The organism is Streptomyces sp. LUP47B (genome assembly GCF_001746295.1).
GTDB lineage: Bacteria > Actinomycetota > Actinomycetes > Streptomycetales > Streptomycetaceae > Streptomyces.
In genome coordinates, this window is sequence record NZ_MJAH01000014.1 from 118,161 (window position 1) to 143,041 (window position 24,881).

General features: G+C 70.7%; 21 protein-coding genes. 8 read left to right on the forward strand and 13 right to left on the reverse strand.

The window, feature by feature from the left end:
* Nucleotides 1-271: 271 nt before the first annotated feature.
* The 3 genes from BFN33_RS34950 to BFN33_RS34960 all read right to left on the reverse strand — a co-directional run bounded on the left by BFN33_RS34950 (nucleotide 272) and on the right by BFN33_RS34960 (nucleotide 2,763).
* Nucleotides 272-1,204 (reverse strand): bifunctional helix-turn-helix transcriptional regulator/GNAT family N-acetyltransferase, encoded by a 933-nt coding sequence (locus BFN33_RS34950; protein ID WP_069764206.1) that lies wholly within the window; start codon nucleotides 1,202-1,204, stop codon nucleotides 272-274.
* Nucleotides 1,205-1,281: 77 nt separating this feature from the next.
* On the reverse strand, nucleotides 1,282-1,878 hold the full coding sequence (locus tag BFN33_RS34955) for a dihydrofolate reductase family protein (RefSeq protein ID WP_069764207.1): 597 nt from the start codon (nucleotides 1,876-1,878) through the stop codon (nucleotides 1,282-1,284).
* A gap of 93 nt (nucleotides 1,879-1,971) precedes the next feature.
* The gene (locus BFN33_RS34960; protein ID WP_079141152.1) at nucleotides 1,972-2,763 is read right to left on the reverse strand and encodes a DUF4253 domain-containing protein; all 792 of its coding nucleotides are present in this window, start codon (nucleotides 2,761-2,763) and stop codon (nucleotides 1,972-1,974) included.
* Between the two features lie 91 nt (nucleotides 2,764-2,854).
* On the opposite strand from BFN33_RS34960, the gene BFN33_RS34965 reads away from it, so the two are divergent.
* The gene (locus BFN33_RS34965; RefSeq protein ID WP_069764208.1) at nucleotides 2,855-3,535 is read left to right on the forward strand and encodes a class I SAM-dependent methyltransferase; all 681 of its coding nucleotides are present in this window, start codon (nucleotides 2,855-2,857) and stop codon (nucleotides 3,533-3,535) included.
* Nucleotides 3,536-3,573: 38 nt separating this feature from the next.
* Nucleotides 3,574-4,167, forward strand: a complete 594-nt coding sequence (locus BFN33_RS34970) for a DinB family protein (protein ID WP_069764209.1) — start codon at nucleotides 3,574-3,576, stop codon at nucleotides 4,165-4,167.
* 75 nt (nucleotides 4,168-4,242) lie between these two features.
* Here BFN33_RS34970 and BFN33_RS34975 read toward each other — a convergent pair whose 3' ends face one another.
* Nucleotides 4,243-5,289, reverse strand: coding sequence for a LacI family DNA-binding transcriptional regulator (locus BFN33_RS34975; protein ID WP_057609701.1), 1,047 nt, complete (start codon nucleotides 5,287-5,289; stop codon nucleotides 4,243-4,245).
* Between the two features lie 265 nt (nucleotides 5,290-5,554).
* Here BFN33_RS34975 and BFN33_RS34980 point away from each other — a divergent pair, with 265 nt between their 5' ends.
* Genes BFN33_RS34980 through BFN33_RS34990 form a run of 3 tightly spaced genes read left to right on the forward strand, consistent with a single transcriptional unit; the run spans nucleotide 5,555 to nucleotide 8,684 of the window.
* The gene (locus tag BFN33_RS34980; protein WP_069764210.1) at nucleotides 5,555-6,706 is read left to right on the forward strand and encodes a Gfo/Idh/MocA family protein; all 1,152 of its coding nucleotides are present in this window, start codon (nucleotides 5,555-5,557) and stop codon (nucleotides 6,704-6,706) included.
* The gene (locus tag BFN33_RS34985; protein ID WP_069764211.1) at nucleotides 6,703-7,857 is read left to right on the forward strand and encodes a dihydrodipicolinate synthase family protein; all 1,155 of its coding nucleotides are present in this window, start codon (nucleotides 6,703-6,705) and stop codon (nucleotides 7,855-7,857) included. The genes BFN33_RS34980 and BFN33_RS34985 overlap by 4 nt, the downstream gene beginning before the upstream one ends.
* Entirely contained in the window at nucleotides 7,854-8,684 is an 831-nt protein-coding gene (locus tag BFN33_RS34990) for a sugar phosphate isomerase/epimerase (protein WP_256122933.1), read from the forward strand. The genes BFN33_RS34985 and BFN33_RS34990 overlap by 4 nt, the downstream gene beginning before the upstream one ends.
* A 54-nt stretch (nucleotides 8,685-8,738) precedes the next feature.
* Here BFN33_RS34990 and BFN33_RS34995 read toward each other — a convergent pair whose 3' ends face one another.
* The 6 genes from BFN33_RS34995 to BFN33_RS35020 form a co-directional block, all read right to left on the reverse strand.
* A complete protein-coding gene (locus BFN33_RS34995; protein WP_256122934.1) occupies nucleotides 8,739-9,506 on the reverse strand; it encodes a DUF1963 domain-containing protein in 768 nt (255 codons plus the stop codon).
* A 332-nt stretch (nucleotides 9,507-9,838) separates the two neighbouring features.
* Nucleotides 9,839-10,228 (reverse strand): D-ribose pyranase, encoded by a 390-nt coding sequence (gene rbsD, locus BFN33_RS35000; protein WP_069764213.1) that lies wholly within the window; start codon nucleotides 10,226-10,228, stop codon nucleotides 9,839-9,841.
* Nucleotides 10,225-11,130 (reverse strand): ribokinase, encoded by a 906-nt coding sequence (locus BFN33_RS35005; RefSeq protein WP_069764214.1) that lies wholly within the window; start codon nucleotides 11,128-11,130, stop codon nucleotides 10,225-10,227. The genes rbsD and BFN33_RS35005 overlap by 4 nt, the downstream gene beginning before the upstream one ends.
* A gap of 66 nt (nucleotides 11,131-11,196) precedes the next feature.
* Nucleotides 11,197-13,146, reverse strand: a complete 1,950-nt coding sequence (locus tag BFN33_RS35010) for a substrate-binding domain-containing protein (RefSeq protein WP_069764215.1) — start codon at nucleotides 13,144-13,146, stop codon at nucleotides 11,197-11,199.
* Nucleotides 13,136-14,656 (reverse strand): sugar ABC transporter ATP-binding protein, encoded by a 1,521-nt coding sequence (locus BFN33_RS35015; protein WP_069764216.1) that lies wholly within the window; start codon nucleotides 14,654-14,656, stop codon nucleotides 13,136-13,138. Before BFN33_RS35015 ends, BFN33_RS35010 begins: the two co-directional genes overlap by 11 nt.
* Nucleotides 14,653-15,693 (reverse strand): LacI family DNA-binding transcriptional regulator, encoded by a 1,041-nt coding sequence (locus tag BFN33_RS35020; RefSeq protein WP_069764217.1) that lies wholly within the window; start codon nucleotides 15,691-15,693, stop codon nucleotides 14,653-14,655. Before BFN33_RS35020 ends, BFN33_RS35015 begins: the two co-directional genes overlap by 4 nt.
* Before the next feature lie 199 nt (nucleotides 15,694-15,892).
* On the opposite strand from BFN33_RS35020, the gene BFN33_RS35025 reads away from it, so the two are divergent.
* Nucleotides 15,893-18,148, forward strand: coding sequence for an ATP-dependent RecD-like DNA helicase (locus tag BFN33_RS35025; protein WP_069764218.1), 2,256 nt, complete (start codon nucleotides 15,893-15,895; stop codon nucleotides 18,146-18,148).
* A gap of 231 nt (nucleotides 18,149-18,379) precedes the next feature.
* Complete coding sequence (locus tag BFN33_RS35030) at nucleotides 18,380-19,669, forward strand: citrate synthase (RefSeq protein WP_062049527.1); 1,290 nt, start codon at nucleotides 18,380-18,382, stop codon at nucleotides 19,667-19,669.
* 649 nt (nucleotides 19,670-20,318) lie between these two features.
* Here the strand turns inward: BFN33_RS35030 and BFN33_RS35035 are convergent.
* Together BFN33_RS35035 and BFN33_RS35040 are read right to left on the reverse strand one after the other, a co-directional pair.
* Nucleotides 20,319-22,541: a cation-translocating P-type ATPase gene (locus BFN33_RS35035; protein ID WP_069764219.1), complete on the reverse strand. Its 2,223-nt coding sequence runs from the start codon at nucleotides 22,539-22,541 to the stop codon at nucleotides 20,319-20,321.
* A gap of 70 nt (nucleotides 22,542-22,611) precedes the next feature.
* A complete protein-coding gene (locus tag BFN33_RS35040; RefSeq protein WP_069764220.1) occupies nucleotides 22,612-22,851 on the reverse strand; it encodes a heavy-metal-associated domain-containing protein in 240 nt (79 codons plus the stop codon).
* Nucleotides 22,852-22,999: 148 nt separating this feature from the next.
* Between BFN33_RS35040 and BFN33_RS35045 the strand changes: the two genes are divergently transcribed.
* A complete protein-coding gene (locus BFN33_RS35045; RefSeq protein WP_069764221.1) occupies nucleotides 23,000-24,043 on the forward strand; it encodes a zinc-dependent alcohol dehydrogenase family protein in 1,044 nt (347 codons plus the stop codon).
* Here BFN33_RS35045 and BFN33_RS35050 read toward each other — a convergent pair.
* Nucleotides 24,024-24,626 carry a GNAT family N-acetyltransferase gene (locus BFN33_RS35050; protein WP_069764222.1) on the reverse strand — a complete coding sequence of 201 codons (603 nt, stop codon included), beginning with the start codon at nucleotides 24,624-24,626 and terminating at the stop codon, nucleotides 24,024-24,026. The genes BFN33_RS35045 and BFN33_RS35050 overlap by 20 nt on opposite strands.
* Nucleotides 24,627-24,881: the final 255 nt, after the last annotated feature.

The window sequence follows — 24,881 nt, forward strand, 5'->3', positions numbered from 1 at the left end:
CCTACGCCTCTCGCTCACCTGCGCCGGTCGGCTCCAGCGAGGCTGCCCGGATGAGCCGCCCCGGGCACCCCTCACTCACTGCACCGGTCAGCTCCGGTCCAGCCGCCCGGACGAGCCGCCCCCGGCCTACGCCTCTCGCTCACCTGCGCCGGTCGGCTCCAGCGAGGCTGCCCGGATGAGCCGCCCCGGGCACCCCTCACTCACTGCACCGGTCAGCTCCGGCCCAGCCACCCGGACGAGCCGCCCCCCGCCGCCCCCCAAGGCCACCCCGTCACTCACCCGTGCCGGTCAGCTCCAGCCGCCAGTCCTGCCCGTTCAGGTCCCTGCCGAAGGAGCGGTGGGGTTTCTCGGCGGCCAGGACGAATCCGTGGCGCTGGTAGATCCGGCGGGCGGCGGCGAGGACGTCGTTGGTCCACAGGACCAGCTCGCGGTAGCCGACACCGCGCGCGAAGTCGACGACGGCCGTCACCAGCCGGTCCCCGATGCCGAGTCCGCGCGCCTCCGGCTCGACGAGGAGCAGCCGGAGGCGGGCGGTCGCGGGCGCCTCGTCCCGCACGCACATCACGCACCCCACCGGCCGTCCGTCCAGCTCGGCGATCCACACCCGCTCCAGATGCGGATCATGATCCTCCGCGAAGTCGGCGACGATCCTGGCGACCAGCCCCTCGTAGTCGGCGTTGAAGCCGTACTCGGCGGCGTAGAGGGCCGCGTTCCGGGCCACGATCCAGCCGAGGTCACCGGGCCCCGGCTCGCGCAGCAGGACGTCTTCTCGGCGCGGCGGGCGACCGTCGGACAGGAGCGTACGGACCGTCCGCATCGCCTCGGAGAGCCGGGGCCGGTCGGCGGAGGGGACGGTCGCGAGGAGTGCGCCCACGGATTCGTCGGCGCGCTCGGCGAGCAGCGCGGCGGTCTCCCGGCCGCGCGGGGTGAGCGTGACCCGGCGTCGGCGCGGGTCACGGGCCGACGCCGTGCGCTCGATCAGTCCGTCCTGCTCGAACTTGTTGAGGATCCGGCTCAAATACCCCGCGTCCAGCGAGAGTTCGGTGCGCAGATCGGCCGCGTCGGTGCGCGGCGAGTGGGCGAGCTCGTACAGGACACGGGACTCGGTGAGGGTGTAGGGGGCGTACAGCTGGCGGCTGTAGTCGAGGGCCCCGATGACGTTCGTGTAGAAGCGGTTGAAGGCGCGGACGTCCTGGACGGTCATGATCGGTCGACCCCCGGATGCTTGACTCAGTCAGAGATATCGATGGACTGAGCGTAGGACGTCCGCGCCCGCCGCGGCTACCCCTCGGTAGCGGGCCGGTACACGCACACCTGCACGCCGGTCTTCCCGGTGACCGCGGACACCAGCTCGAACGGCCGCTTCGCACCGTCCTCCGGGAAGATCGACTTGCCGCCGCCGAGCACGACCGGCATCACGACGAGCTGCAGCTCGTCGACGAGCCCCTCAGCGATCAGCGTGCGGACCAGGGTGGGGCTGCCCATCATCGCCAGCTCACCGCCCTCGCGCTCCCGCAGCGCTCGGATCCGCCCGACGGCCTCGGAGCCCGGGATCCGTTCGGTGTTGTTCCAGGTCAGCTCGGAGTCGTCGAGGGTGTCGGTGACGACGTACTTCTTGAGGGAGTTCAGCCGGTCGGCGAAAGGGTCCCCGGCGCGCTCCGGCCAGGCCCCCGCCATCGTCAGATACGTCCGCCGCCCGTACAGCAGCGCCTCGGCCCGCTCCATGCCCTCGGTGAACGCCGGTCCGAGCAGCTCCGCGTCGAAGTAGGGATGCGACCAGCCGCCGTGCGCGAACCCGCCGTCGGTGTCCTCCTCGGGCCCGCCGGGCGCCTGCACGACCCCGTCCAGACTGATGAACTCGCTGACCACGATGCGCATGGGACTCACTCCAGTTCCTGGTGGGTTACGGCAGTGCAGACCGAGGTGGGACGGGGAACTCATCGGTGCGGGGAGCGTACGGCGTCTTCGGGCTCAGTCCCACCAGAACCGCCACTCCGTCCGCCCGACGAGTGCGCGCGCGTACTCCGGGAAGGGCGTCGGCGGGTCGTCCACGATGTTGTCCGCGGTGGACAGCACATGCTCCAGGGCGAGCCGCTCGGCGTGCGCCGGGTCGAGGGGCGGGCGGGCGACGGAGACATAGAGCTCACCGCCGTACGCGGCCAGGACCCGGGCCCCGAACCGCTCCTCCCAGCTCCGCAGCAGGGCGCCCATGAGCGGCATCGGCGGCCTGTCGGTCCAGCCGATCACCGCCGGGACGTCGGCGGAGCTGCGGGCGGGGACGAGGACAAGGCTCAGGGACGCCGCGAACGGCCCGGTGTGCAGGAGTTCGGCGACGGCACGGCCCGCGGCCTCCTCGGGGCCCGGACCGGTACCGGTGTCCGGACCGGCGGGCGCGAGCCCGGGCCAGCTCGCGAACGGTGGCCCCGGATCGTGCGGCCAGGGCTCGACGCCTTCCGGGGTGTCGTCCGGCTCCGCGGAGGAGGGAGCGGACCAGAACGGCAGCCGCCGCTCCCGGTACTCCGCGAAGTCGGCCGCGAGCGCCTCTTCCAGGCGTACGGCGTCGGCGGCGGCCGGATCCGCGGGGCGCGCGGGGTCGTCGGGCCAACAGAGATGCGGCTGCAGCCCGGTCACCGGGGCCTGCCTGAGCAGATCCGCCCACACCTTCTCGACGTCGTCCGGCAGTTCGTCGCAGATCCAGACCTCCGACGGACCCCGTTGCTCGAACCGCCCCGAAGGCAGCCAGTCTGGCAGCGAAAAGACCATGGCAGGACGATAGGGGCGCCCACTGACAACGCACCGTGAGCCGTGAGCGAACGGCAAGCCGCGGCAAGGGAGCCGTCCCTAGCATCCAGGCATGACGACAGCGACGTACGACGACCACGCGGACTGGTACAACGACTACATGTCGCCGTCCTCCACCGGGGAGTTCGTCGACAGGGTGCACACCACGCTCGGGCAACTGCTGGGCCCCGGCGAGGGAATCTGCCTGGACGTCTGCTGCGGCACCGGCGCGCACGCGGCCCCGGCGGCGGCGCTCGGCTGGACCCCGGTCGGCGTCGACCTTTCACGCGGTCAACTCCGTTACGGACGCCACCGGTTGCCGGTCGTGGTCGGCGACGCGACGGCCCTCCCGCTGGCCGACGGCTCGGTCCCCGCCGCGATGTGCGTGCTGGCGAGCACGGACGTCCCCGACTACGCCGCCGTCCTGAGGGAGATCGCCCGCGTACTCGCCCCCGGCGGCCGGTTCGTGCACCTCGGCGTCCATCCCTGCTTCATCGGCGCGTTCGCCGACTGGAGCGAGGGGACGAGGATCGTGCTGGACGAGCGGTACGCCGACCGCACCCGCACCCTCGACTCATGGAACCCGGCCGGGGTACGCGCCCGCGTCGGCGCCTGGCACATTCCGCTGGCCGACCTGCTCAACGCCACGCTCGCGGCGGGCCTGCGCCTGGAACGGACCACCGAGACCGGCTCGGGCGGGATCCCCAACCTGTTCGGCTTCTCAGCGGTGAAGGCCGACCACTGGTCCGATTAATCAGTGGAAAAAGATCGTGCCGCCGACAGACTGATCCGATGGCCCCAACAGACCCCGGCACCGACCTCCGCCTCTACCTCCAGGACGCCCGCGACTCCCTGCTCCGTAAGCTCGACGGCCTTTCCGAGTACGACGTCCGCCGCCCCCTGACCCCGACCGGCACCAACCTCCTGGGGCTGGTCAAGCACCTCGCCGGTGCCGAGGCGGTGTACTTCGGCGAGACCTTCGGCCGCCCGCTCCCCGGGGCCCAGCCCCTGTGGATCGCCGACGCCGCCGAACCGAACGCCGACCTGTGGGCGACCCCCGAGGAGACCCGCGAGCAGATCGTCGACGGCTACCGCCGGGCCTGTGCCCACGCGGACGAGACCCTCGACTCCCTTCCCCTGGACACCATGGGCCGCGTCCCCTGGCCCCCGCACTCCGAACTCACCCTCGGCCGCATCCTGATCCACATGATCGCCGAGAGCCACCGCCACGTCGGCCACGCCGACGTCGTACGCGAACTCGTCGACGGATCGGTGGGGCAGAGGGCGGAGGGAGACAACATGGCGCCGGGGGACGGGGAGTGGTGGGAGCAGTACCGGAACCGGGTGGAGGAGGCGGCGAGGAAGGCATCCGCGGCGGGCAACTGAACCCACCTGAGGGGCTGCGACTGCCGCCGCTTCGGCGCGACCGGCCCCCACCGGCCCGCACCCGCCCACACCTCCTCAGCCCCGCGGTACCCCCGAAGACCCCCGAACCATCAGCTCCCCCCGAACCGTCGCGATCCCCCCGGGCGGCGGCTCCTCCCGTCCCATCGCGATCCGCCCCGCCCGGGCCCCCGCCTCCGCCAGCGGCAACCGCACCGTCGTCAGGGCAGGCACCGCGTCGATGCTGAACGGCAGGTCGTCGAACCCGGCGACGGACACGTCCTCCGGAATCCGCAGCCCGGAGTCCCGCAGGGCCGCGCACGCGCCCAGCGCGACGGAGTCGTTCGCGGCCACCACGGCGGTCAGCGACGGATCCCGCCGCAGCAGTTCCAGCGTGGCCTCGTACCCGGACCGTCGGTCGTAGCGGCCATGGACGGTCCACCGCGGGTCCTCGGTGATCCCGTGCGCCTCCAGCGCCGCCCGGTGTCCCTCCAGCCGGTGCCGGGTCGTGGTGCGCTCCTCCGGTCCCGCGATGTACCCGAGCCGCCGGTGCCCGAGCCCGATGAGGTGCTCGGTGAGTTCCTTGCCCCCGCCGCGGTTGTCGAAGGTCAGCGCGAACGCCCCGGTCTCCGGCGCCGGCGGCCGCCCGCACAGCACGATCCGCGTCCCGGCGTCCGCGAGCTTGCGCAGCTTGGCGGACATCGCGGCCTTGTGCGGCGCGTCCTCCACCGCCCCACCCGTCAGGACGACCGCCGCCGCCCGCTGCCGCTGCAGCAGGGTGAGATACGTCAGCTCCCGCTCCGGGGAGCCCCCCGTGTTGCAGACGACGCCGAGCCGCTCACCGCCCGCGCGCCCGCCCGGCCCGCCGATCTCCGACTGGATCGCACCGGCCATGATCCCGAAGAAGGGGTCCGCGATGTCGTTCACGAGGATTCCGACCAGGTCCGACGTGGCGGCGGCGAGCGAGCTCGCCGGACCGTTGAGCACGTAGTCCAGCTCGTCCACGGCCCGCAGTACCCGCTCACGCGTGGTCGCGGCCACGGGGTAGTTCCCGTTCAACACGCGCGACACCGTCGCGGGGGAGACCTGGGCGCGGGCCGCCACGTCCGCCAGGGTCACCGTCATCTCGTCGTCCTCCGGTCGCGCGCCGCAGCGCATCTCAGTCGTACTCCGTCGTACACGCGGGCACCAAGGTCCCGGTTCCGAGCCGACCTTAAGGCCAATGCGCCCAGCTGTTCGCCCCCTCGAACAACTCGCCCGGTTCGCGGTCTTGTCCAGACCGCTGGTCAGAGGCTAGCTTCTTCCTAGATAGAAAGCGCTTGCTGTAACGCTCATCAGTGGAGCGTGCGCGGCGCGCACGACCGCGTACGACTCCTACGAAGGGAATGACGTGACACGCAAGACGGTGCGTATCGCCATGAACGGTGTGACGGGACGCATGGGCTACCGCCAGCACCTCGTCCGCTCGATCCTCGCCATCCGCGAGCAGGGCGGTCTCGACCTGGGCGACGGCACGGTGCTGTGGCCCGAGCCGATCCTGGTGGGCCGCCGCGAGCACGCCCTCAAGGCCCTCGCCGAGCAGCACGGCATCGAGCACATCTCCACCGACGTGGACGCGGTCCTCGCCGACCCGACCGTCGACATCTACTTCGATGCCCAGGTCACCTCCGCCCGCGAGCAGGCGATCAAGAAGGCGATCGAGGCGGGCAAGCACATCTACACGGAGAAGCCCACCGCCACCGGCCTGGAGGGTGCCCTGGAGCTGGCCCGTCTGGCCAATGAGAAGGGCATCAAGCACGGCGTCGTCCAGGACAAGCTCTTCCTCCCCGGCCTGCTCAAGCTGAAGCGCCTCATCGACGGCGGCTTCTTCGGCCGGATCCTCTCGATCCGCGGCGAGTTCGGCTACTGGGTCTTCGAGGGCGACTGGCAGTCCGCCCAGCGCCCCTCGTGGAACTACCGGGCCGAGGACGGCGGTGGCATCGTTGTCGACATGTTCCCGCACTGGGAGTACGTGCTCCACGAGCTCTTCGGCCGGGTGAAGTCCGTCCAGGCCCTCACCGCCACCCACATCCCGCAGCGCTGGGACGAGAACGACAAGCCGTACGACGCCACCGCCGACGACGCCGCCTACGGCATCTTCGAGCTCGAGGGCGGCGCCATCGCCCAGATCAACTCCTCCTGGGCCGTCCGCGTCAACCGCGACGAGCTCGTCGAGTTCCAGGTCGACGGCACCGAGGGCTCCGCCGTCGCCGGTCTGCGCAACTGCCGTGTCCAGCACCGCAGCGCCACCCCCAAGCCGGTCTGGAACCCGGACATCCCCGCCACCGAGGTCTTCCGCGACCAGTGGCAGGAGGTCCCGGACAACGTCGAGTTCGACAACGGCTTCAAGGCCCAGTGGGAGCTCTTCCTGAGGCACGTCTACGCCGACGCGCCCTACCAGTGGGACCTCCTGGCCGGCGCCCGGGGCGTCCAGCTCGCCGAACTGGGCCTGAAGTCCTCGGCCGAGGGCCGCCGTTTCGACGTACCGGAGATCTCGCTGTGACGATCCGACTCCCTGCCGGTGACGGGGGATTGCGGGCCTACGAGCCCCGCGAGGAACCCTTCGCCGCCACCCCCGGCACCCCCTTCACCTCCCGTACGGTCTTCTCGGCGGCGCACGTCGTCGCCGACCCGTTCGCCGACTCCACGCCGGACTCCCCGGCCGCCGTCGACTGGGACGCCACCCTCGCCTTCCGCCGCCACCTGTGGTCGCACGGGCTCGGGGTCGCCGAGGCGATGGACACCGCCCAGCGCGGGATGGGCCTGGACTGGGCGGGTGCGGCCGAGCTGATCCGCCGCAGCGCCGCCGAGGCCAGGTCGGTCGGCGGCCTCATCGCCTGCGGTGTCGGCACCGACCAGCTCACCGGTCCCGCGACCCTGGACGAGGTCCGGGCCGCCTACGAGGAGCAGCTCGCCCTCGTCGAGGAGTCCGGCGCCCAGGCCATCCTGATGGCCTCCCGGGCCCTCGCGGCCACGGCGAAGAGCCCCGAGGACTACCTGGAGGTCTACGGCCACCTCCTGCGCCAGTCCGCCGAGCCGGTCGTCCTGCACTGGCTGGGCCCGATGTTCGACCCGGCGCTGGAGGGCTACTGGGGGTCGAGCGACCTGGACGCCGCCACAGATACGTTCCTCGAGGTCATCGCGGCCCACCCGGACAAGGTCGACGGCATCAAGGTCTCGCTCCTCGAAGCCCGGCGCGAGATCGACATCCGCCGCCGGCTCCCGCAGGGTGTCCGCTGCTACACGGGTGACGACTTCAACTACCCCGAGCTGATCGCGGGTGACGAGCAGGGCTTCAGCCACGCGCTGCTCGGCATCTTCGACCCGCTGGGCCCGCTGGCGGCCGAGGCGGTCCGTGTCCTGGACACCGGTGACGCCAAGGGCTTCCGCGAACTCCTCGACCCCACCGTCGAGTTGTCCCGGCACCTCTTCCAGGCACCCACTCGCTTCTACAAGACGGGCGTGGTCTTCCTGGCCTGGCTGGCCGGCCACCAGTCGCACTTCACGATGGTCGGCGGCCTCCAGTCGGCCCGCTCCCTCCCGCACTTCGCGCGCGCCTACGAACTCGCCGACGGCCTGGGCCTGTTCCCGGACCCCAAGCTGGCGGAGGAGCGGATGAAGAACCTGCTGTCCCTGTACGGAGTGAACCAGTGACCGACCTGTCCCGCTTCTCCATCAACCAGATGACGGTCAAGCAGCTGTCGATGCCGGAACTGGTCGAGGCCTGCGGCGAGTTGGGCGTCGTCAACGTCGGTCTGTGGCGCGAGCCCGTCCAGACGTACGGCCTGGAGGCGACGGCCAAACTGGTCCGCGACGCGGGCCTCACGGTCACCACGCTGTGCCGGGGCGGCTTCTTCACGGCGATCGACCCGGACGAGCGGGCCGCGGCGCTGGACGACAACCGCCGTGCGGTCGACGAGGCGGCCACCCTCGGCACCGACACGCTGGTCCTGGTCTCGGGCGGCCTCCCGGCCGGCTCCAAGGACCTGCACGGCGCCCGTGAGCGCATCGCGGACGCGCTGTCCGTCCTGGGCCCGTACGCCGAGGAGCACGGGGTGCGGCTGGCCATCGAGCCGCTGCACCCCATGTACGCCTCGGACCGCTGCGTGGTCTCGACGCTCACCCAGGCCCTCGACCTCGCGGAGCGCTTTCCCGCCCAGCAGGTCGGCGTCACGGTGGACACGTACCACATCTGGTGGGACGACAACGCGCCCGCGCAGATCGCCCGCGCGGGCGCCGGCGGCCGTATCCACACCTTCCAGCTCGCGGACTGGACGACCCCGCTGCCGGAGGGAGTGCTGAACGGCCGCGGACAGATCGGCGACGGCGCGATCGACATGCGGGAGTGGCAGCGCTACGTCGAGGCGGCCGGCTACACGGGCGCCATCGAGGTCGAACTGTTCAACGACGTGCTGTGGGCCCGCGACGGCCGCGAGGTGCTCACCGAGACCGCCGAACGGTTCGTGGCCCACACGCTCTGAAGCGGGAGCCGGAGGGGAATCCCGGGAGTTCCCCTCCGGTCCTCTCCAAAGCCCCTACGGATTCCGGAACACCGTCGTGAACGCGCGGTCGAAGCGCCGTGCCGCCAGGTCCGCGCGCTGGATGGACCAGTGGACGGTGGCGCCCTCCAAGCCGTCGATCCACGGATCCCACTCGGCGAGCAGCACCCAGTCGGCGAGGTCGTCCGACACCGGCTCGCGACGGCCCGCTTCCGCCTCCCTCAGCGCGCAGGTCATCGCCCTCCCGACGGGGTCGGTGTCGACGGCCTCCTGGTCGGCGTACCCGCCGAGCCGGAGCCGCCCCGAGGAGGCGATGTCGTCGTAGGTCTCGGCCCACACCTCGGCCAGTTCCTCGGAGCGCGGATGCCCGGGCAGCGGCACCCAGCGGGGCTCCTCGGGGATCTCGACCCAGTAGTGGTACGGCAGCGAGACGTCGACCGTCGCCCTGAGCGTGTCCTGCGGGAACTGCGCGAAGACCTCCTGGTACTCGTCGTCGTTCTCGAACCAGGCCCATCCCTCCTTGTCCCGCTCCTCCACGGCTGTCCCGGCGGGGACGTACACCACGTTCCCCATGTCGGTCAGGTCGCCGAAGTCCTCGGGATAGGTGAACAGCAGCAGCCGGCCGTCGGGCGGGAGGGGGAGGTCCGTCGCATCCGCGGGCAGGGCCGCGAGATCAATGGTGGCGACGAAGGGGTAGTAGGGGTGCGGTGTCCCGACGGGAAGCATCAGCGGCCCCCCGAACCGCCCCACGACCGGCCCGTCCCCGCCCGTCCCCAGCGTCGCGCAGGGCCGGGCGGTGTCCATCCACCGCTCCACGTCCTCGGCGGGTATCCCTCGCGCGAGGGCCTTGTCACGGAAGGGACGTAACCTGTCCCGCATTTCCTCAGGAGTCACAGGAGTCACAGGAGTCACAGGAGTCACAGGAGTCACAGGAGTCATGGGGGAACCGTAGAGGCGGGCACCGACACCCGGGCATTTCGAAGGGGCCCGGTCGATGACCGAGCCCCTTCGGGTTTCCCCTCCCCATCAGAACCCCCGCGATCCCCCCAGATCCCCCTCCAAGAGTCCTGATGCCAAGTACGACCGGCCAGGTGGACGGAGGGTTGTACGGGTCTCCGGATTTTTTTCCGCGGACGTCAGAAGAACACCCCGCACCTGAGGAGCACGTTCGCGTACGGCCGGGCCTCCCCCGTGCGTACGACCAGCCGCGCGCCCGCCGACAGCTCCTTGAGCTTCTCGTGGGAGACCAGGTGCAGTGCGGGCAGGCGGGCGTCCAGCAGTTCCGCGGCCGCCGGATTGGCGCCCCGCACCTCCGCCGCCGCCGTCCCCCCTTCCACGACCAGCTCGGCGAGCAGCCCATCGAGGACCTCCGCGAACGACGGCACCCCGGCCCGGAAAGCCAGGTCGACCACGCGCGGCCCGTCGGGGATCGGCATCCCGGCGTCACACACCAGCACCCCGTCCCCGTGCCCCAGCTCGGCGAGCGCGCCGGAGAGATGACGGTTCAGTATTCCGGCCTTCTTCATACGGCCTCGACCTCCTCCGCCGTGGGGAAGGAGTCCTGCGCACCCTCCCGGGTCACCGCGACCGCCCCGACCCGCGACGCGTACGCGGCCGCCTCCGGCAGTGCGGAACCGGCTCCGAGACGGAACGCCAGCGCCGCCGTGAAGGCGTCCCCCGCACCCGTCGTGTCCACGGCGTCCACCTTCACCGACGCCACCCGGGTCACGGCCCCGGAGGAGGAGGCCACCAACGACCCCTCCGCGCCCAGCGTCACCACCACCGACCGCGGCCCCTTCGCGAGCAGCAGCCGCGCCCAGTCCTCCGGCGCGTCGCTCACACGCGCGTCCCCGAGGATCACCTTCGCCTCGTGCTCGTTGACGATCAGCGGATCGCAGGCCGCGAGGACCTCGGTCGGCAGCGGCCGCGGCGGCGACGGGTTCAGCACGAACCGGCTGCCCGGCGCCAGATTCCGTACGACCTCCACGACCGTCTCCAGCGGGATCTCCAGCTGGGCCGACACCACCCGCGAGGCGTGGAAGAGGCTGACCGCGCTCCGTACGTCCCCCGGCGTGAGGCGCCCGTTGGCGCCCGGCGACACCACGATGCTGTTGTCGCCCGACGGGTCGACGGTGATCAGCGCCACCCCCGTCGGCGCCCCGCCCACCAGCACACCCACCGTGTCGACCCCGGCCGCCTGCTGCGAGTCCAGCAGCAGCCGGCCGTGACCGTCGTCGCCGACGCGGGCCAGCAACGCCGTACGCGCGCCCAACCGGGCAGCCGCGACCGCCTGGTTGGCGCCCTTGCCCCCCGGGTGCACGGCCAGGTCCGAGCCGAGCACCGTCTCGCCGGCGCCCGGCCGCCGCTCCACGCCGATCACCAGGTCGGCGTTGGCCGACCCCACGACCAGAAGGTCGTAGTCGTACATGAGTGACTCCCCTAGTCAGTGACGCGGGGCGGGCAGTCGAAGCGACCGCCCGCCCGTGCGCCGTCGTCAGCCCGTGAAACCGGCCACGTTCTGCTTCGTGACCACCTTCACCGGCACCTTGATCGTCTCCTCGACCTTCTTGCCGTCGATGGCCTTCAGCGCGTTGTCCACCGCGATCTTGCCCAGCTGGGAAGGCTGTTGCGCCACAGACGCGTACAGCGTGCCGTCCTTCACCGCGTTCAGGCCGTCCGGCGTGCCGTCGAAGCCGACCACCGAGACCGACTTGCCGGCCTTGGAGCCCAGCGCCTTGATCGCGCCGAGCGCCATCTCGTCGTTGGCGGCGATGACGCCCTGGACGTCCGGGTGGGCCTGGAGCAGGTTCGACATCACGTCGAGCCCCTTGGTGCGGTCGAAGTCGGCGGGCTGCTGCGCGACGACCTGGATGCCCGGGTACGCCTTGAGACCCTGCGCGAAACCCTGCGCGCGCTCACGGGCGGCCGACGTGCCCGCCTGGCCCTGGAGGATCACGATCTTGCCCTTGCCGCCGAGCTTCTCGCCGATGCTCTTGGCCGCGAGCTCACCGCCGGCGACGTTGTCGGAGGCGACCAGCGCGTCCACGGAGGCCTTGTTGACGCCCCGGTCCACCGCGATGACCGGGATCCTCGCCTTGTCGGCGGCCTTCACCGAGTTGCTCGCCGCGTCCGAGTCCACCGGGTTGACGATGATGGCGCCGAGGCTCGAACTGGTGAAGTTCTGCAGCTGGTTGGCCTGCTGGGAGGCGTCGTTCTGGGCGTCCGTGACGGTCAGGTCCACGCCCAGCTTCTTCGCCTCGGCCTGGGCACCCGACCGGATCTGCACGAAGAAGGGGTTGTTGAGGGTCGAGAGCGACAGACCCACCTTCGGGTTCGCCGTCGAGGACGAGCCGTTGTGCAGGAAGGAGGTCGCGCCGACGATCGCCACGGTGACCACGGCCGCCAGTCCGTACGTCGCCGCCTGGCGCCCCTTGCCGCCCTGCGAGGCACCTGCCACCGGGGTCGTCCCGGCCTTGCGGCGCAGGGTGTCGAGGAGCACGGCCAGCGCGATGACGACACCGATGACGACCTGCTGCCAGAACGCGGACACGTTCAGCAGGTTGAGGCCGTTGCGCAGCACCGCCAGGATCAGCGCGCCGATCAGCGTCCCGGACGCCTTGCCGGTGCCACCGGCCAGCGAGGCACCGCCGATGACGACCGCGGCGATCGCGTCCAGCTCGTAACCGTCGGCGGCCTGCGGCTGCGCCGAGGACAGCCGGGCGGCGAGCACGACACCCGCGACGGCGGCGAACACCCCGGACAGCGCGTAGATGGCGAGCTTCTGCTTCTTCACCCGGAGGCCGGAGAGCCGGGCCGCCTCCTCGTTGCCGCCGATCGCGTACATCGAGCGGCCGATGTACGTCCGTGCGAGCACGAAGGCCGCGAGGAGCCCCATGACGACCATGACGAGCACGGGCACCGGCAGCCAGCCGCCGAGTGTGTCACCGAGGTGCGAGACCGAGTCGGGGAAGGCGATCGGGGAGCCCTCGGAGATCACCAGCGACAGACCGCGGGCCACCGAGAGCATCGCCAGGGTCGCGATGAACGGGGGGAGTTTGCCGTACGCGATCAGGAAGCCGTTGACGAGACCGGCCGCGATGCCGGTCACGACGGCCAGCAGGACCGCTATGAGGACCGGCACCCCGTGTGACGTCGCGCTCCAGGCGAGGACGGTGGCCGACAGGGCCGCCACCGAGCCCACCGACAGGTCGATGCCCGCCGAGACGATCACGAAGGTCACACCGAAGGCGAGGATGGCGGTCACGGCCGCCTGGACGCCGACGTTGAGCAGGTTGTCGGTGGTGAGGAAGTCGCCCGACAGCGCCGACATGGCGATGACGAGGACGATCAGCGCGGTCAGCGCGCCGTTGTCGAGGAGCAGCCGGCGCAGGCCGCCGGTGGCGCTTTCAGCGCTCGATGTGCTCTTGAGCGTGTCAGTGGCCACGAGCGGCCTCCTTGTCGGGCGTGGGGTTGCTGACGGCGAGTGCCATCACGGAGTCCTGCGTGGCCTCGTCGGCGTCGAGTTCGCCGGCGATCCGGCCCTGGGCCATCACCAGCACCCGGTCGCTCATGCCGAGCACCTCGGGCAGATCGCTGGAGATCATGAGGACGGCGGCACCGGCCGCGGTGAGTTCGTTGATGAGCTGGTAGATCTCGACCTTGGCGCCGACGTCGATCCCGCGCGTGGGCTCGTCGAGGATCAGCACCTTGGTGTCGGCGAGCAGCCACTTGCCGATGACGACCTTCTGCTGGTTGCCGCCGGAGAGCGTCCGGACGTGCTGGTGCAGGCCCGCCATCCGCACCCCGAGCTGTTCGGCGATCCGCGCGGCGGCCGCCCGCTGACCCTTGAGGTCGACGAGCCCCGCGCGCGTGGCGGCCCGCATGGTCACCAGGCCCAGGTTCTCCTCGACCGACTGGTCGAGCACCAGACCCTGGCCCTTGCGGTCCTCGGGGATCAGACCGATCCCGGCCGCCATGGCGGCGCCCACGTCGTGTCCCTTGAGGGGCGCCCCGGAGACCTTGACGGCCCCCTTGTCGTACGGGTCCGCGCCGAACACGGCCCGCACCACCTCGGTACGGCCCGCTCCGACCAGCCCGGCGATGCCGACGACCTCTCCGGCGTGCACCTCGAAGCCGATGTCGTGGAAGACGCCGTCGCGGGTGAGCCCCTCGACCTTCAGAAGGGCCGCTCCGGTGTCGCCGCGCTCGCGAGGGTACTGCTGCTCGATCGACCGCCCCACCATCAGGCGTACGAGCTCGTCCTCGGGCGTGGAGGCGGGCACCTGCCCGACCGACTTCCCGTCCCGGATGACCGTGACCCGGTCGCCCAGGGCGGCGATCTCCTCCAGGTGATGCGTGATGAAGACGATCCCGACCCCGTCCTCGCGCAGCTTGCGCACGATCGCGAAGAGCTTGTCGACCTCCTCGGAGGTGAGCACGGCCGTCGGCTCGTCCATGATCAGCACGCGTGCGTTCAGGCTCAGCGCCTTGGCGATCTCGACCATCTGCAGCCGGGCGATGCCGAGTTCACGCACACGCGCGCGGGGCGACACGTTGACTCCCACGCGCTTCAGCAGCACCTCGGCGTCGGCCTCCATCGTCCTGCGGTCGATCATCCCGAGGCGGCGCGGCTGCCGGCCCAGGAAGATGTTCTCGGCGACCGTCAGATCGGGGACGAGGTTGAACTCCTGGTAGATGGTGGCGATCCCCAGCCGCTCGGCGTCCTGCGCCCCGCGGATGCGCACCTCCTCGCCGTCCACCAGCACGCGGCCCGCGTCGGGGTGGTAGGCGCCCGACAGCATCTTGATCAGCGTGCTCTTGCCGGCGCCGTTCTCGCCGAGCAGTACGTGCACCTCGCCCCGGCGCAGGTCGAAGTCGACGCCGTCGAGCGCGACCACGCCGGGGAAGGACTTCCGTATGCCCTCGATGCGCAGCAACACGTCCTCGTTGCTCACGACTCGCTCCTGTTCGTTACGGGGTTCACTGCGGCGTTCCTGGGTGAGGGCTCGCCGCAGGAGCGGCGAACGACGAGACGGGCGGGGAGGGTGACCGACTCGGGGGGCCGCCCCTCGATGCGGTCGACGAGCGCGCGCACCGCGGCCCGCCCCAGCTCGCCCGTGGGCTGGGCGATCGCGGTGATCGGCGGATCGGTGTGCACGAACCACGGGATGTCGTCGAACGCGGCCAGAGCGATGTCCTGCGGTACGCGCAGCCCACGCGCGCGTACGGCGTCCAGCGCGCCGAGCGCCATCAGGTTGTCGGCCGCGAAGACGACCTCGGGCGGCTCGGGCAGGTCGAGGAAGCCCTCGGTGACCCGCCGCCCGCTCTCGGCCTGGAAGTCGCCCTGCCCGATGTAGGCGTCGGGCAGATCCAGGCCGTACGCCTGGAGGGCCTCCCGGAAGGCCGCGACCCGCTCCTGGCCGGTGGTGGTCGCCGCCGGGCCCGCGATGATGGCGAGCCTGCGGTGCCCCAGCCCGTGCAGATGGGCGACGAGATCGCGTACGGCGGCCCGCCCGTCGGACCGGACGACCGGCACGGCCACGCCCGGCATCCACCGGTCCACGAAGACCATCGGCGTCCCCGCGCGCACGGCTTCCAGCATCAGCGGGGAGCCGCCGTCGGTGGGGGAGACCAGGAGTCCGTCGATCCGCCGGTCGAGCAGGTTGCGTACGTGATGGTCCTGGAGGTCGGGCCGCTCGTCGGCGTTGCCGATGATCACGCTGTACCCCAACGCGCGGGCCTCCTCCTCGACGGAGCGGGCCAGCTCGGTGAAGTAGGGGTTCATGACGTCGCTGATGACCAGGCCGAGGGTGTGCGTCTGGTCGGTGCGCAGGGAGCGGGCGACGGCGTTCGGGCGGTAGCCCAGCGCTTTTACGGCGGCCAGCACGCGCGTACGTGCGTCCGCGCTGACCGACGGATGGTCGTTCAGGACCCGCGACACCGTGGCGACGGAGACCCCCGCCTCGGCAGCGACATCCTTGATGCTCGCCATCGCCGCTCCACCTCCTCGTGGAACTCGTGGAATCGATTACACGACTCCGTTCAGGGAGGATTGGAATCGATTACACGACGGTTTGGCAAGACCCCGAGACAGGATCGTGATGTCACGGCGGTGCGAGGGGCCCCGTTGAAGCGGCCCGCCTGTTCCGGGTGACCGGGGCGCTGTCGGTGCCGGGCGGTACCGTCGGATCATGTCCAATCAGGCGGGGGCCTCCACGGGTGAACGACGACTGGCCGTACTCGAAGGCGTGCTCGAGCGCATCACGTACGCCAACGAGGACAACGGCTACACGGTCGCCCGAGTCGACACCGGCAGAGGCGCCGGCGACCTCCTCACCGTCGTCGGGGCGCTGCTCGGCGCCCAGGTGGGGGAGTCCCTGCGCATGGAGGGGCGTTGGGGCTCCCATGCGCAGTACGGCAAGCAGTTCACCGTCGAGAACTACACGACGGTCCTGCCGGCCACGGTCCAGGGCATCCGCCGCTATCTGGGCTCCGGGCTCGTCAAGGGCATCGGCCCCGTCTTCGCCGACCGCATCACCCAGCACTTCGGCATGGACACCCTGAAGATCATCGAGGAGGAGCCGAAGCGGCTCGTCGAGGTCCCGGGGCTCGGGCCCAAGCGCACCAAGAAGATCGCCGACGCCTGGGAGGAGCAGAAGGCGATCAAGGAGGTCATGCTCTTCCTCCAGAGCGTCGAGGTGTCCACCTCCGTCGCCGTGCGCATCTACAAGAAGTACGGCGACGCCTCGATCTCGGTCGTGAGGAACCAGCCCTACCGGCTCGCCTCCGACGTCTGGGGCATCGGCTTCCTCACCGCCGACAAGATCGCCCAGTCCGTCGGCATCCCCCACGACAGCCCGGAGCGCGTCAAGGCGGGCCTGCAGTATGCCCTTTCGCAGTCCGCCGACCAGGGGCACTGCTACCTCCCCGAGGAACAGCTGATCGCCGACGCGGTGAAACTCCTCCAGGTCGACACCGGCCTGGTCATCGAGTGCCTCGCCGAACTCGCCCTGCCCGACGAGGACTCCGGCGACCCGGGTGTCGTACGGGAGAAGGTGCCCGGCTCGGAGCCCGGATCCGAGCCCGTCACCGCCATCTACCTCGTCCCCTTCCACCGCGCCGAACTCTCCCTCTCCGCCCAGCTGCTGCGGCTCCTGCGGACCGACCAGGACCGCATGCCGGCCTTCCACGACGTGGCCTGGGACAAGGCGCTGGGCTGGCTGAAGTCCCGTACTGGAGTGGAGCTCGCGCCCGAGCAGGAGGCCGCCGTCAGGCTCGCGCTGACCAAGAAGGTCGCCGTCCTCACCGGCGGCCCGGGCTGCGGCAAGTCCTTCACCGTCCGCTCGATCGTGGAGCTGGCCCGCGCCAAGAAGGCCAAGGTCGTCCTCGCGGCTCCGACCGGCCGGGCCGCCAAGCGCCTCGCCGAACTGACCGGTGCCGACGCCTCCACCGTCCACCGCCTGCTGGAGCTGAAGCCCGGCGGCGACGCGGCCTACGACAAGGACCGCCCGCTCGACGCCGACCTGGTCGTGGTCGACGAGGCCTCCATGCTGGACCTGCTGCTCGCCAACAAGCTGGTCAAGGCCGTGCCTCCGGGCGCGCACCTGCTGTTCGTCGGGGACGTCGACCAACTGCCCAGCGTCGGCGCGGGGGAGGTCCTGCGGGATCTGCTCGCCGAGGGCGGCCCGGTCCCCGCGGTGCGCCTCACGCGCGTGTTCCGGCAGGCCCAGCAGTCCGGCGTCGTGACGAACGCCCACCGGATCAACGCCGGGCAGCACCCCGTCACCGACGGCATGAAGGACTTCTTCCTCTTCGTCGAGGATGACACGGAGGAGGTCGGACGGCTCACTGTGGATGTGGCGGCCCGTCGGATTCCGGCCAAGTTCGGCCTCGACCCCCGCCGGGACGTTCAGGTGCTCGCCCCCATGCACCGAGGCCCCGCGGGCGCCGGCACGCTCAACGGCCTGCTCCAGCAGGCCATCACCCCGGCCCGTCCCGACCTCGCGGAGAAGCGGTTCGGCGGCCGGGTCTTCCGGGTCGGCGACAAGGTCACCCAGATTCGCAACAATTACGAGAAGGGCACCAACGGTGTCTTCAACGGCACCGTGGGCGTGGTCACTTCGCTCGATCCGGTCGACCAGCGCCTCACCGTGCTGACGGACGAGGACGAGGAGGTGCCGTACGAGTTCGACGAACTGGACGAACTGGCCCACGCGTACGCGGTGACCATCCACCGTTCCCAGGGCAGCGAGTATCCCGCCGTGGTGATCCCGGTCACCACCAGCGCCTGGATGATGCTGCAGCGGAACCTGCTGTACACGGCGGTCACGCGGGCGAAGAAGCTGGTCGTCCTCGTCGGTTCGCGCAAGGCGATCGGTCAGGCGGTGCGCACCGTCTCGGCGGGGCGGCGCTGCACGGCGCTCGACTTCCGGCTCTCGGGCCCGTGACGAGCGTCAATGCCGGGGCAACACAAAAAATGATCGATCAAATGAGTCACGTGGGTCACAGAGCCCTTCCGGAAGCGGTTGCGGAGGGGCAGGATGAGCAAGTTGGCGGCACTCAGTGCCGCCGATACGCCCAACGGCCGACCCCGAGTGCACTCTCCTGCGCCAAATGGGGGATGGTAGAGACAGTCAGGGCAACCTCGAAGAAGAGGCACAACGTCGGTGAGGGATGACGTGAGCGACAACTCTGTAGTAGTGCGGTACGGCGATGGCGAGTACACCTACCCGGTGATCGACAGCACCGTCGGCGACAAGGGCTTCGACATCGGAAAGCTCCGCGCCCAGACCGGTCTGGTCACCCTGGACAGCGGCTACGGCAACACCGCCGCCTATAAATCCGCCATCACCTACCTCGACGGCGAGGCCGGTATCCTCCGGTACCGCGGCTATCCGATCGAGCAGCTGGCCGAGCGCTCCACGTTCCTGGAGGTCGCCTACCTCCTGATCAACGGTGAGCTTCCGTCCGTCGACGAGCTCTCGGTGTTCAAGAACGACATCACGCAGCACACCCTGCTGCACGAGGATGTCAAGAACTTCTACCGTGGCTTCCCGCGCGACGCCCACCCGATGGCCATGCTGTCGTCGGTCGTCTCCGCGCTGTCCACGTTCTACCAGGACAGCCACAACCCCTTCGACGAGAAGCAGCGCAACCTCTCGACGATCCGGCTCCTTGCCAAGCTTCCGACGATCGCCGCGTACGCGTACAAGAAGTCGATCGGTCACCCGTTCGTCTACCCGCGCAACGACCTCGGTTACGTCGAGAACTTCCTGCGCATGACCTTCTCGGTCCCGGCGCAGGAGTACGAGCCCGACCCCACCGTCGTCGCCGCGCTGGACAAGCTGCTCATCCTGCACGCCGACCACGAGCAGAACTGCTCGACCTCCACGGTCCGCCTCGTCGGCTCGTCCCAGGCGAACATGTTCGCGTCGATCTCCGCCGGCATCAACGCCCTGTGGGGCCCGCTGCACGGCGGTGCCAACCAGTCCGTGCTGGAGATGCTCGAGGGCATCCAGGCCAGCGGCGGCGATGTCGACTCCTTCATCCGCAAGGTGAAGAACAAGGAGGACGGCGTCCGGCTGATGGGCTTCGGCCACCGGGTCTACAAGAACTTCGACCCGCGCGCGAAGATCATCAAGGCGGCCGCGCACGACGTCCTCTCGGCCCTCGGCAAGTCCGACGAGCTGCTGGACATCGCGCTCAAGCTGGAGGAGCACGCGCTCTCCGACGACTACTTCGTCTCGCGCAGCCTCTACCCGAACGTCGACTTCTACACCGGTCTGATCTACCGCGCCATGGGCTTCCCGACCGAGATGTTCACGGTCCTGTTCGCCCTCGGCCGCCTTCCGGGCTGGATCGCCCAGTGGCACGAGATGATCAAGGAGCCCGGCTCCCGTATCGGCCGCCCGCGCCAGATCTACACGGGCGTCGTGGAGCGGGACTTCATCCCGGTCGAGGAGCGCTGACAAGCGCCGGTGGCTGGGCCGACCTGCTTTTCAGGGGCGCGGGGAACCGCGCGATCGGCCCCCACCGGCCAGGGGGCCGGAGACGACCTGTAGTCCCCTGAACCCCCGGTTCGATCCGCAAAAGCGGAAGGCGCCCTGGCGACGGTCCCCCCACGGGCCGGCGTCCAGGGCGCCTTCCCATGTCCCGGTGCGGATTCCCCCCACGGGATCCGGCCGGGCGTCTGAGAGACCAGCGCCTGAAATCGCTGTCTTTCCGGTACTGCTGGTACTGCTGTTGAGCAGAACGAGCAAAACTCCTCGTACTAGTCCTGTGTGCGGTCTGCCGGGACAACGCACGGTCGGGAGGGCCGCTCAAAGCTTCCCTTAGTGCGTGCCCCGGCAACGCAGCTCCGAGGAAGTCCCCCAAGACATCCTCAGATGCCAGTCAACGCCCCCCAAGACGCTGCCTGACATCGCCAACTTAGACCTTTGAACCCCTTCGATGGTTACGTTCACATCACTGTGATCTGCGTCTCTTGCAAATGTCCGTTAGATACGCAAGAGCCCGGATACTGCGAACGAGACCCAAGCGTAAGGACGATGCGCGAGTCTTGTGAAGAGCTTATGTGAGCGTGGCCCCGGACTCCAGAGGGGCCGGTCAAAGGAATCCTCAACGAAAGGCACGCAGCCGCAGGCTGTTGGTCACCACGAACACCGAGGAGAACGCCATCGCCGCCCCGGCGATCATCGGGTTCAGCAACCCGGCGGCGGCCAGCGGCAGCGCCGCCACGTTGTACCCGAAGGCCCACACGAGATTGCCCTTGATCGTGGAGAGCGTGCGCCGCGAGAGCCGGATCGCGTCCGCGGCCACCCGAAGATCCCCGCGCACCAGCGTCAGATCCCCCGCCTCGATCGCCGCGTCGGTCCCGGTCCCCATGGCGAGCCCCAGGTCGGCGGCGGCGAGCGCGGCCGCGTCGTTGACCCCGTCACCGACCATCGCGACGACACGTCCCTCGCCCTGAAGCCGCCGTACGGCAGCGACCTTGTCCTCGGGCAGCACCTCGGCGATCACCTCGTCGATTCCGACGGCCCGGGCCACCGCGCCGGCCACCACCCGGTTGTCCCCGGTCAGCAGCACCGGCGTGAGCCCCAGCGCCCGCAGTGATCGCACCGCCTCGGCGCTGGTCTCCTTGACCGCGTCCGCGACGGCCAGGACACCCCGCGGCACGCCGTCCCACCCGACGACGACAGCCGTACGGCCGTCCCGCTCGGCCTCTTCCTTCGCCCGGGCCAGCTCGGCGGGCAGCACGTCGATCAGCCGCCCCACGACCACCTCGTGGCCCTCCACGCGCCCGCGTACGCCCTTACCGGGGACGTTCTCGAAGCTTTCGGCCCCGGGCAGCGGGCCGACCCGGTCCTCGGCGCCCGCGGCGATCGCCCGGGCGACCGGGTGCTCGGAGGCGTGCTCCAGGGCGCCCGCGAGCCGCAGCACCTGCTTCTCGTCGGCGTCCTGGGCGACGTGGACCTCCTGGAGGGTCATCCGGCCGGTGGTCACCGTGCCGGTCTTGTCCAGGACGACGGTGTCCACGCGCCGCGTGGACTCCAGGACCTCGGGCCCCTTGATGAGGATGCCGAGCTGGGCGCCGCGCCCGGTGCCGACCATGAGCGCGGTCGGTGTGGCCAGGCCCAGCGCACACGGGCAGGCGATGATCAGCACGGCGACGGCCGCCGTGAACGCGGCGACGGTGTCCCCGGTGGCGCCGAGCCACCCCCCGAAGGTGCCGATCGCGATGAGGATGACGGCCGGCACGAAGACCGCGGAGACCCGGTCGGCCAGCCGCTGCACCTCCGCCTTGCCGTTCTGCGCGTCCTCCACCAGCTTCGCCATCCGCGCGAGCCGCGTGTCCGCCCCGACCCGCGTGGCCGCCACGACGATCCGCCCACCGGCGTTGACGGTCGCGCCGGTGACCACGTCCCCGACGCCGACGTCCACCGGTACCGACTCGCCGGTCAGCATGGAGGCGTCCACGGCGGAGGCGCCGTCGACGACGGTGCCGTCGGTGGCGATCTTCTCGCCGGGCCGTACGACGAACCGGTCCCCGACCCCCAGCCGCTCGGCCGGAATCCGCACCTCCCGCCCGTCCCGCAGGACGGAGACGTCCTTGGCCCCGAGCTCCATGAGGGCCCTGAGGGCCGCCCCCGCGCGGCGCTTGGCGCGAGCCTCCAGATACCGGCCCAGGAGGATGAAGGCGGTGACTCCGGCGGCCACCTCGAGATAGATCGTCGAGGCGCCGTCCATGCCGCCGGCGGTGAGCTCGAACCGCTCCCGCATGCCCGGCATGCCGGCGTCACCGAGGAACAGGGCCCACAGCGACCAGCCGAACGCGGCGAGGGTCCCGACCGAGACGAGGGTGTCCATGGTGGCCGCGGCGTGCCTGACGTTCGTCCAGGCGGCCCGGTGGAAGGGCCACGCACCCCAGACGACGACGGGCGAGGCGAGGGTCAGCGCGAGCCACTGCCAGTTGTCGAACTGGAGGGCGGGGACCATGGAGAGCGCGACGACTGGGACGGCGAGCGCCACGGAGACGAGGAGCCGCTGCCGGAGGGCGGTGAGCTCCGGGTCGTCCCGGGACGGCTCCTCCGCGGGCGGCGCGGGTTCCTCGGCGGTGTACCCGGTCTTCACCACGGTCGCGATGAGGTCGGCGACCTCGACCCCGGCGGGGTAGCTGACCCGGGCCTTCTCGGTGGCGTAGTTGACCGTGGCGGTGACGCCGTCCATCCGGTTGAGTTTCTTCTCGACCCGGGCGGCGCACGAGGCGCAGGTCATCCCGCCGATGAGCAGCTCGACTTCGGAGGCCGTCGCTATGGGCGCGGGTTCGGTGACGCTGGACATGCAGGGCAACTCCCTCGGGGGCGCGGGGCTGCAAGCGATGTGCGGCTCCGCACCCCCTGTCGCGACGTTCTCAGGCCCGTCCGACGAGCTCGAAGCCGGCCTCGTCCACGGCGGCGCGTACCGCCTCCTCGTCCAGCGGCGCGGAGGAGACGACCGTCACCTCCCCGCTGGAGGCGACCGCCTTCACCGAGCTGACCCCGTCGATCTCGGAGATCTCCCCGGAGACGGCGCCCTCGCAGTGCCCGCAGCTCATCCCGCTCACCTTGTAGACGGCGGTGACGGAGCCGGCGGTGTCGGTCTGAGTGGTCATGTCGTTCTCCTGATGACTCATGAGAGGTATGCACTGTCTATGGTGCACAACCCTATACCCCTAGGGGGTATTTCTCCAAGAGGTGTACCCGCCGCGGGGCGCGACCGGCCAGGATGTACCGGCAGAGGAAACGGCGAGGGGACGGCAGATGCGAGCGGTGGTCTTCGAACGATACGGCGAACGTCCGGAGGTACGTGATGTCCCCGACCCCCACCCGTCGGACCACGGCGTGGTCGTCCGGGTGGAAGCCACCGGTCTCTGCAGAAGCGACTGGCACGGTTGGCAGGGGCACGACCCGGACATCACCCTCCCTCATGTACCGGGCCATGAACTCGCCGGCGTGGTGGAAGCGGTCGGCCCCCGCGTGAGCGCCTGGCACCCCGGCGACCGGGTGACCGTCCCCTTCGTCTGCGCCTGCGGCACCTGCGCGTCCTGCGCCACCGGTGACCACCAGATCTGCGAGCGCCAGACACAGCCCGGCTTCACCCACTGGGGCTCCTTCGCCCAGTACGTGGCGCTGGACCACGCGGATGTGAACCTGGTGGCCGTGCCGCGGGACATGTCCTTCAGTACGGCCGCGTCCCTGGGCTGCCGTTTCGCCACGGCCTTCAGGGCGGTCGTACAGCAGGGCGGGGTCACCGCGGGGGAGTGGGTCGCGGTGCACGGCTGCGGCGGCGTGGGCCTGTCCGCGGTGATGATCGCGGCGGCTTCGGGAGCCCGGGTGGTGGCGGTGGACGTGTCTCCCCGGGCCCTGGCCCTGGCACGGAAGTTCGGCGCGGCGGAGTGCGTGGACGCGACCGGCACGAAGGACACCGCGGCGGCGATCCGCGACCTGACCGGCGGCGGGGCCCATCTCTCGCTGGACGCCCTGGGTTCACCCGTCACCTGCGCGGCCTCCGTCGACTCCCTGCGCCGCCGCGGCCGGCACATCCAGGTCGGCCTGCTGCCCTCGCCGGACGGCACGACCCCGGTCCCCATGGCCCGCGCGATCGCCCTGGAGCTCCAGATCCTCGGCAGTCACGGCATGGCCGCCCACACCTACCCGCCGATGCTGGAACTGGTCCGGGCGGGCGTACTGCGACCGGATCTGCTGGTCACATCGACGATCACACTGGACGCGGTCCCGGACGCCCTGGCGGCGATGGGTACGGCACCCGGAGCAGGGGTGACGGTCATCGAGCCGTGGAGCTGAGGGCGGCCCACTCGCGGTCGAGGATGCCCATGATCACCCAGTCCACCCACTCGCCGTCCCTCAGATCGGCCTCCCGCCGCACACCTTCGACCACGAATCCGGCCTTCTCGTAGACCCGCAGGGCGCGGGCGTTGTAGCCGTAGGCCTCCAACTCGATCCTGTGCAGGCCGAGTTGCTCGAAGCCGTAGCCGACGATCAGACGGGTGGCCTCGGTGCCGAGGCCCCGGCCGCGTCCGCGGGGGCCGATGAGGGTGCGGAAGGTGCAGCTGCGGGCGTCGCTGTCCCTCCCCCACTCTCGACTTCGCTCGAGCGGGGGGACCCCCATGTGCAGGACGACCTCACCCACGAGTTCGCCGGTGGCGCGGTCGGTGACCGCGAGGTCGAGACGGTCGGGCTGCTCGGAGCGGGAGCCGTACCAGGACCGCAGCCGCTCCAGGGTGAGCTCGCCGGAAGGGGCGCCGGTGAAGCGGACGACCTCGGGGTCCTCGATGATCTCCGCCATGACCTCGGCATCCGCCTCCGTGAACGGCCGCAGCACGGTCCTGTCGCCGGTCAGCACGGGTTTGACGGAGAAGTCGCTCATGGGCCGACTGTGCCAGACACCGGCTTCTTCTGGCCCGGGATTTTCAGGGGGTGGGCACAGGACGACTGCGGCCAACCAGGTGCCGCCGGTGGGTCGTCGGGGGCCTGGGTGCCGGAGGTGAGACCGCCCCCTGCCTACAGTCCATGCGGGCGCGGGCGGACTCGGCCAAGTTCGGCTAGGCGCCCGCGGTGGCGGCCACCCCCGTTCGGCCCGACCCGCGCGCCGCACCCAAACCGGACGCGGGTGCCGACGTGG

Bases quoted from the DNA above. Each gene is read 5' to 3' on its own strand.
- BFN33_RS34975 (WP_057609701.1), bottom strand. From the start codon at position 5,289: ATGACGGTGACCCTGGCGGACGTGGCGGCCCGCGCCCAGGTCTCCCCC.
- BFN33_RS34970 (WP_069764209.1), top strand. From the start codon at position 3,574: ATGGCCCCAACAGACCCCGGCACCGACCTCCGCCTCTACCTCCAGGAC.
- BFN33_RS34995 (WP_256122934.1), bottom strand. From the start codon at position 9,506: ATGGACACCGCCCGGCCCTGCGCGACGCTGGGGACGGGCGGGGACGGG.
- BFN33_RS34965 (WP_069764208.1), top strand. From the start codon at position 2,855: ATGACGACAGCGACGTACGACGACCACGCGGACTGGTACAACGACTAC.
- BFN33_RS35040 (WP_069764220.1), bottom strand. From the start codon at position 22,851: ATGACCACTCAGACCGACACCGCCGGCTCCGTCACCGCCGTCTACAAG.
- rbsD (WP_069764213.1), bottom strand. From the start codon at position 10,228: ATGAAGAAGGCCGGAATACTGAACCGTCATCTCTCCGGCGCGCTCGCC.
- BFN33_RS35025 (WP_069764218.1), top strand. From the start codon at position 15,893: ATGTCCAATCAGGCGGGGGCCTCCACGGGTGAACGACGACTGGCCGTA.
- BFN33_RS35045 (WP_069764221.1), top strand. From the start codon at position 23,000: ATGCGAGCGGTGGTCTTCGAACGATACGGCGAACGTCCGGAGGTACGT.
- BFN33_RS35035 (WP_069764219.1), bottom strand. From the start codon at position 22,541: ATGTCCAGCGTCACCGAACCCGCGCCCATAGCGACGGCCTCCGAAGTC.
- BFN33_RS35050 (WP_069764222.1), bottom strand. From the start codon at position 24,626: ATGAGCGACTTCTCCGTCAAACCCGTGCTGACCGGCGACAGGACCGTG.
- BFN33_RS35005 (WP_069764214.1), bottom strand. From the start codon at position 11,130: ATGTACGACTACGACCTTCTGGTCGTGGGGTCGGCCAACGCCGACCTG.
- BFN33_RS35020 (WP_069764217.1), bottom strand. From the start codon at position 15,693: ATGGCGAGCATCAAGGATGTCGCTGCCGAGGCGGGGGTCTCCGTCGCC.
- BFN33_RS34960 (WP_079141152.1), bottom strand. From the start codon at position 2,763: ATGGTCTTTTCGCTGCCAGACTGGCTGCCTTCGGGGCGGTTCGAGCAA.
- BFN33_RS34955 (WP_069764207.1), bottom strand. From the start codon at position 1,878: ATGCGCATCGTGGTCAGCGAGTTCATCAGTCTGGACGGGGTCGTGCAG.
- BFN33_RS34950 (WP_069764206.1), bottom strand. From the start codon at position 1,204: ATGACCGTCCAGGACGTCCGCGCCTTCAACCGCTTCTACACGAACGTC.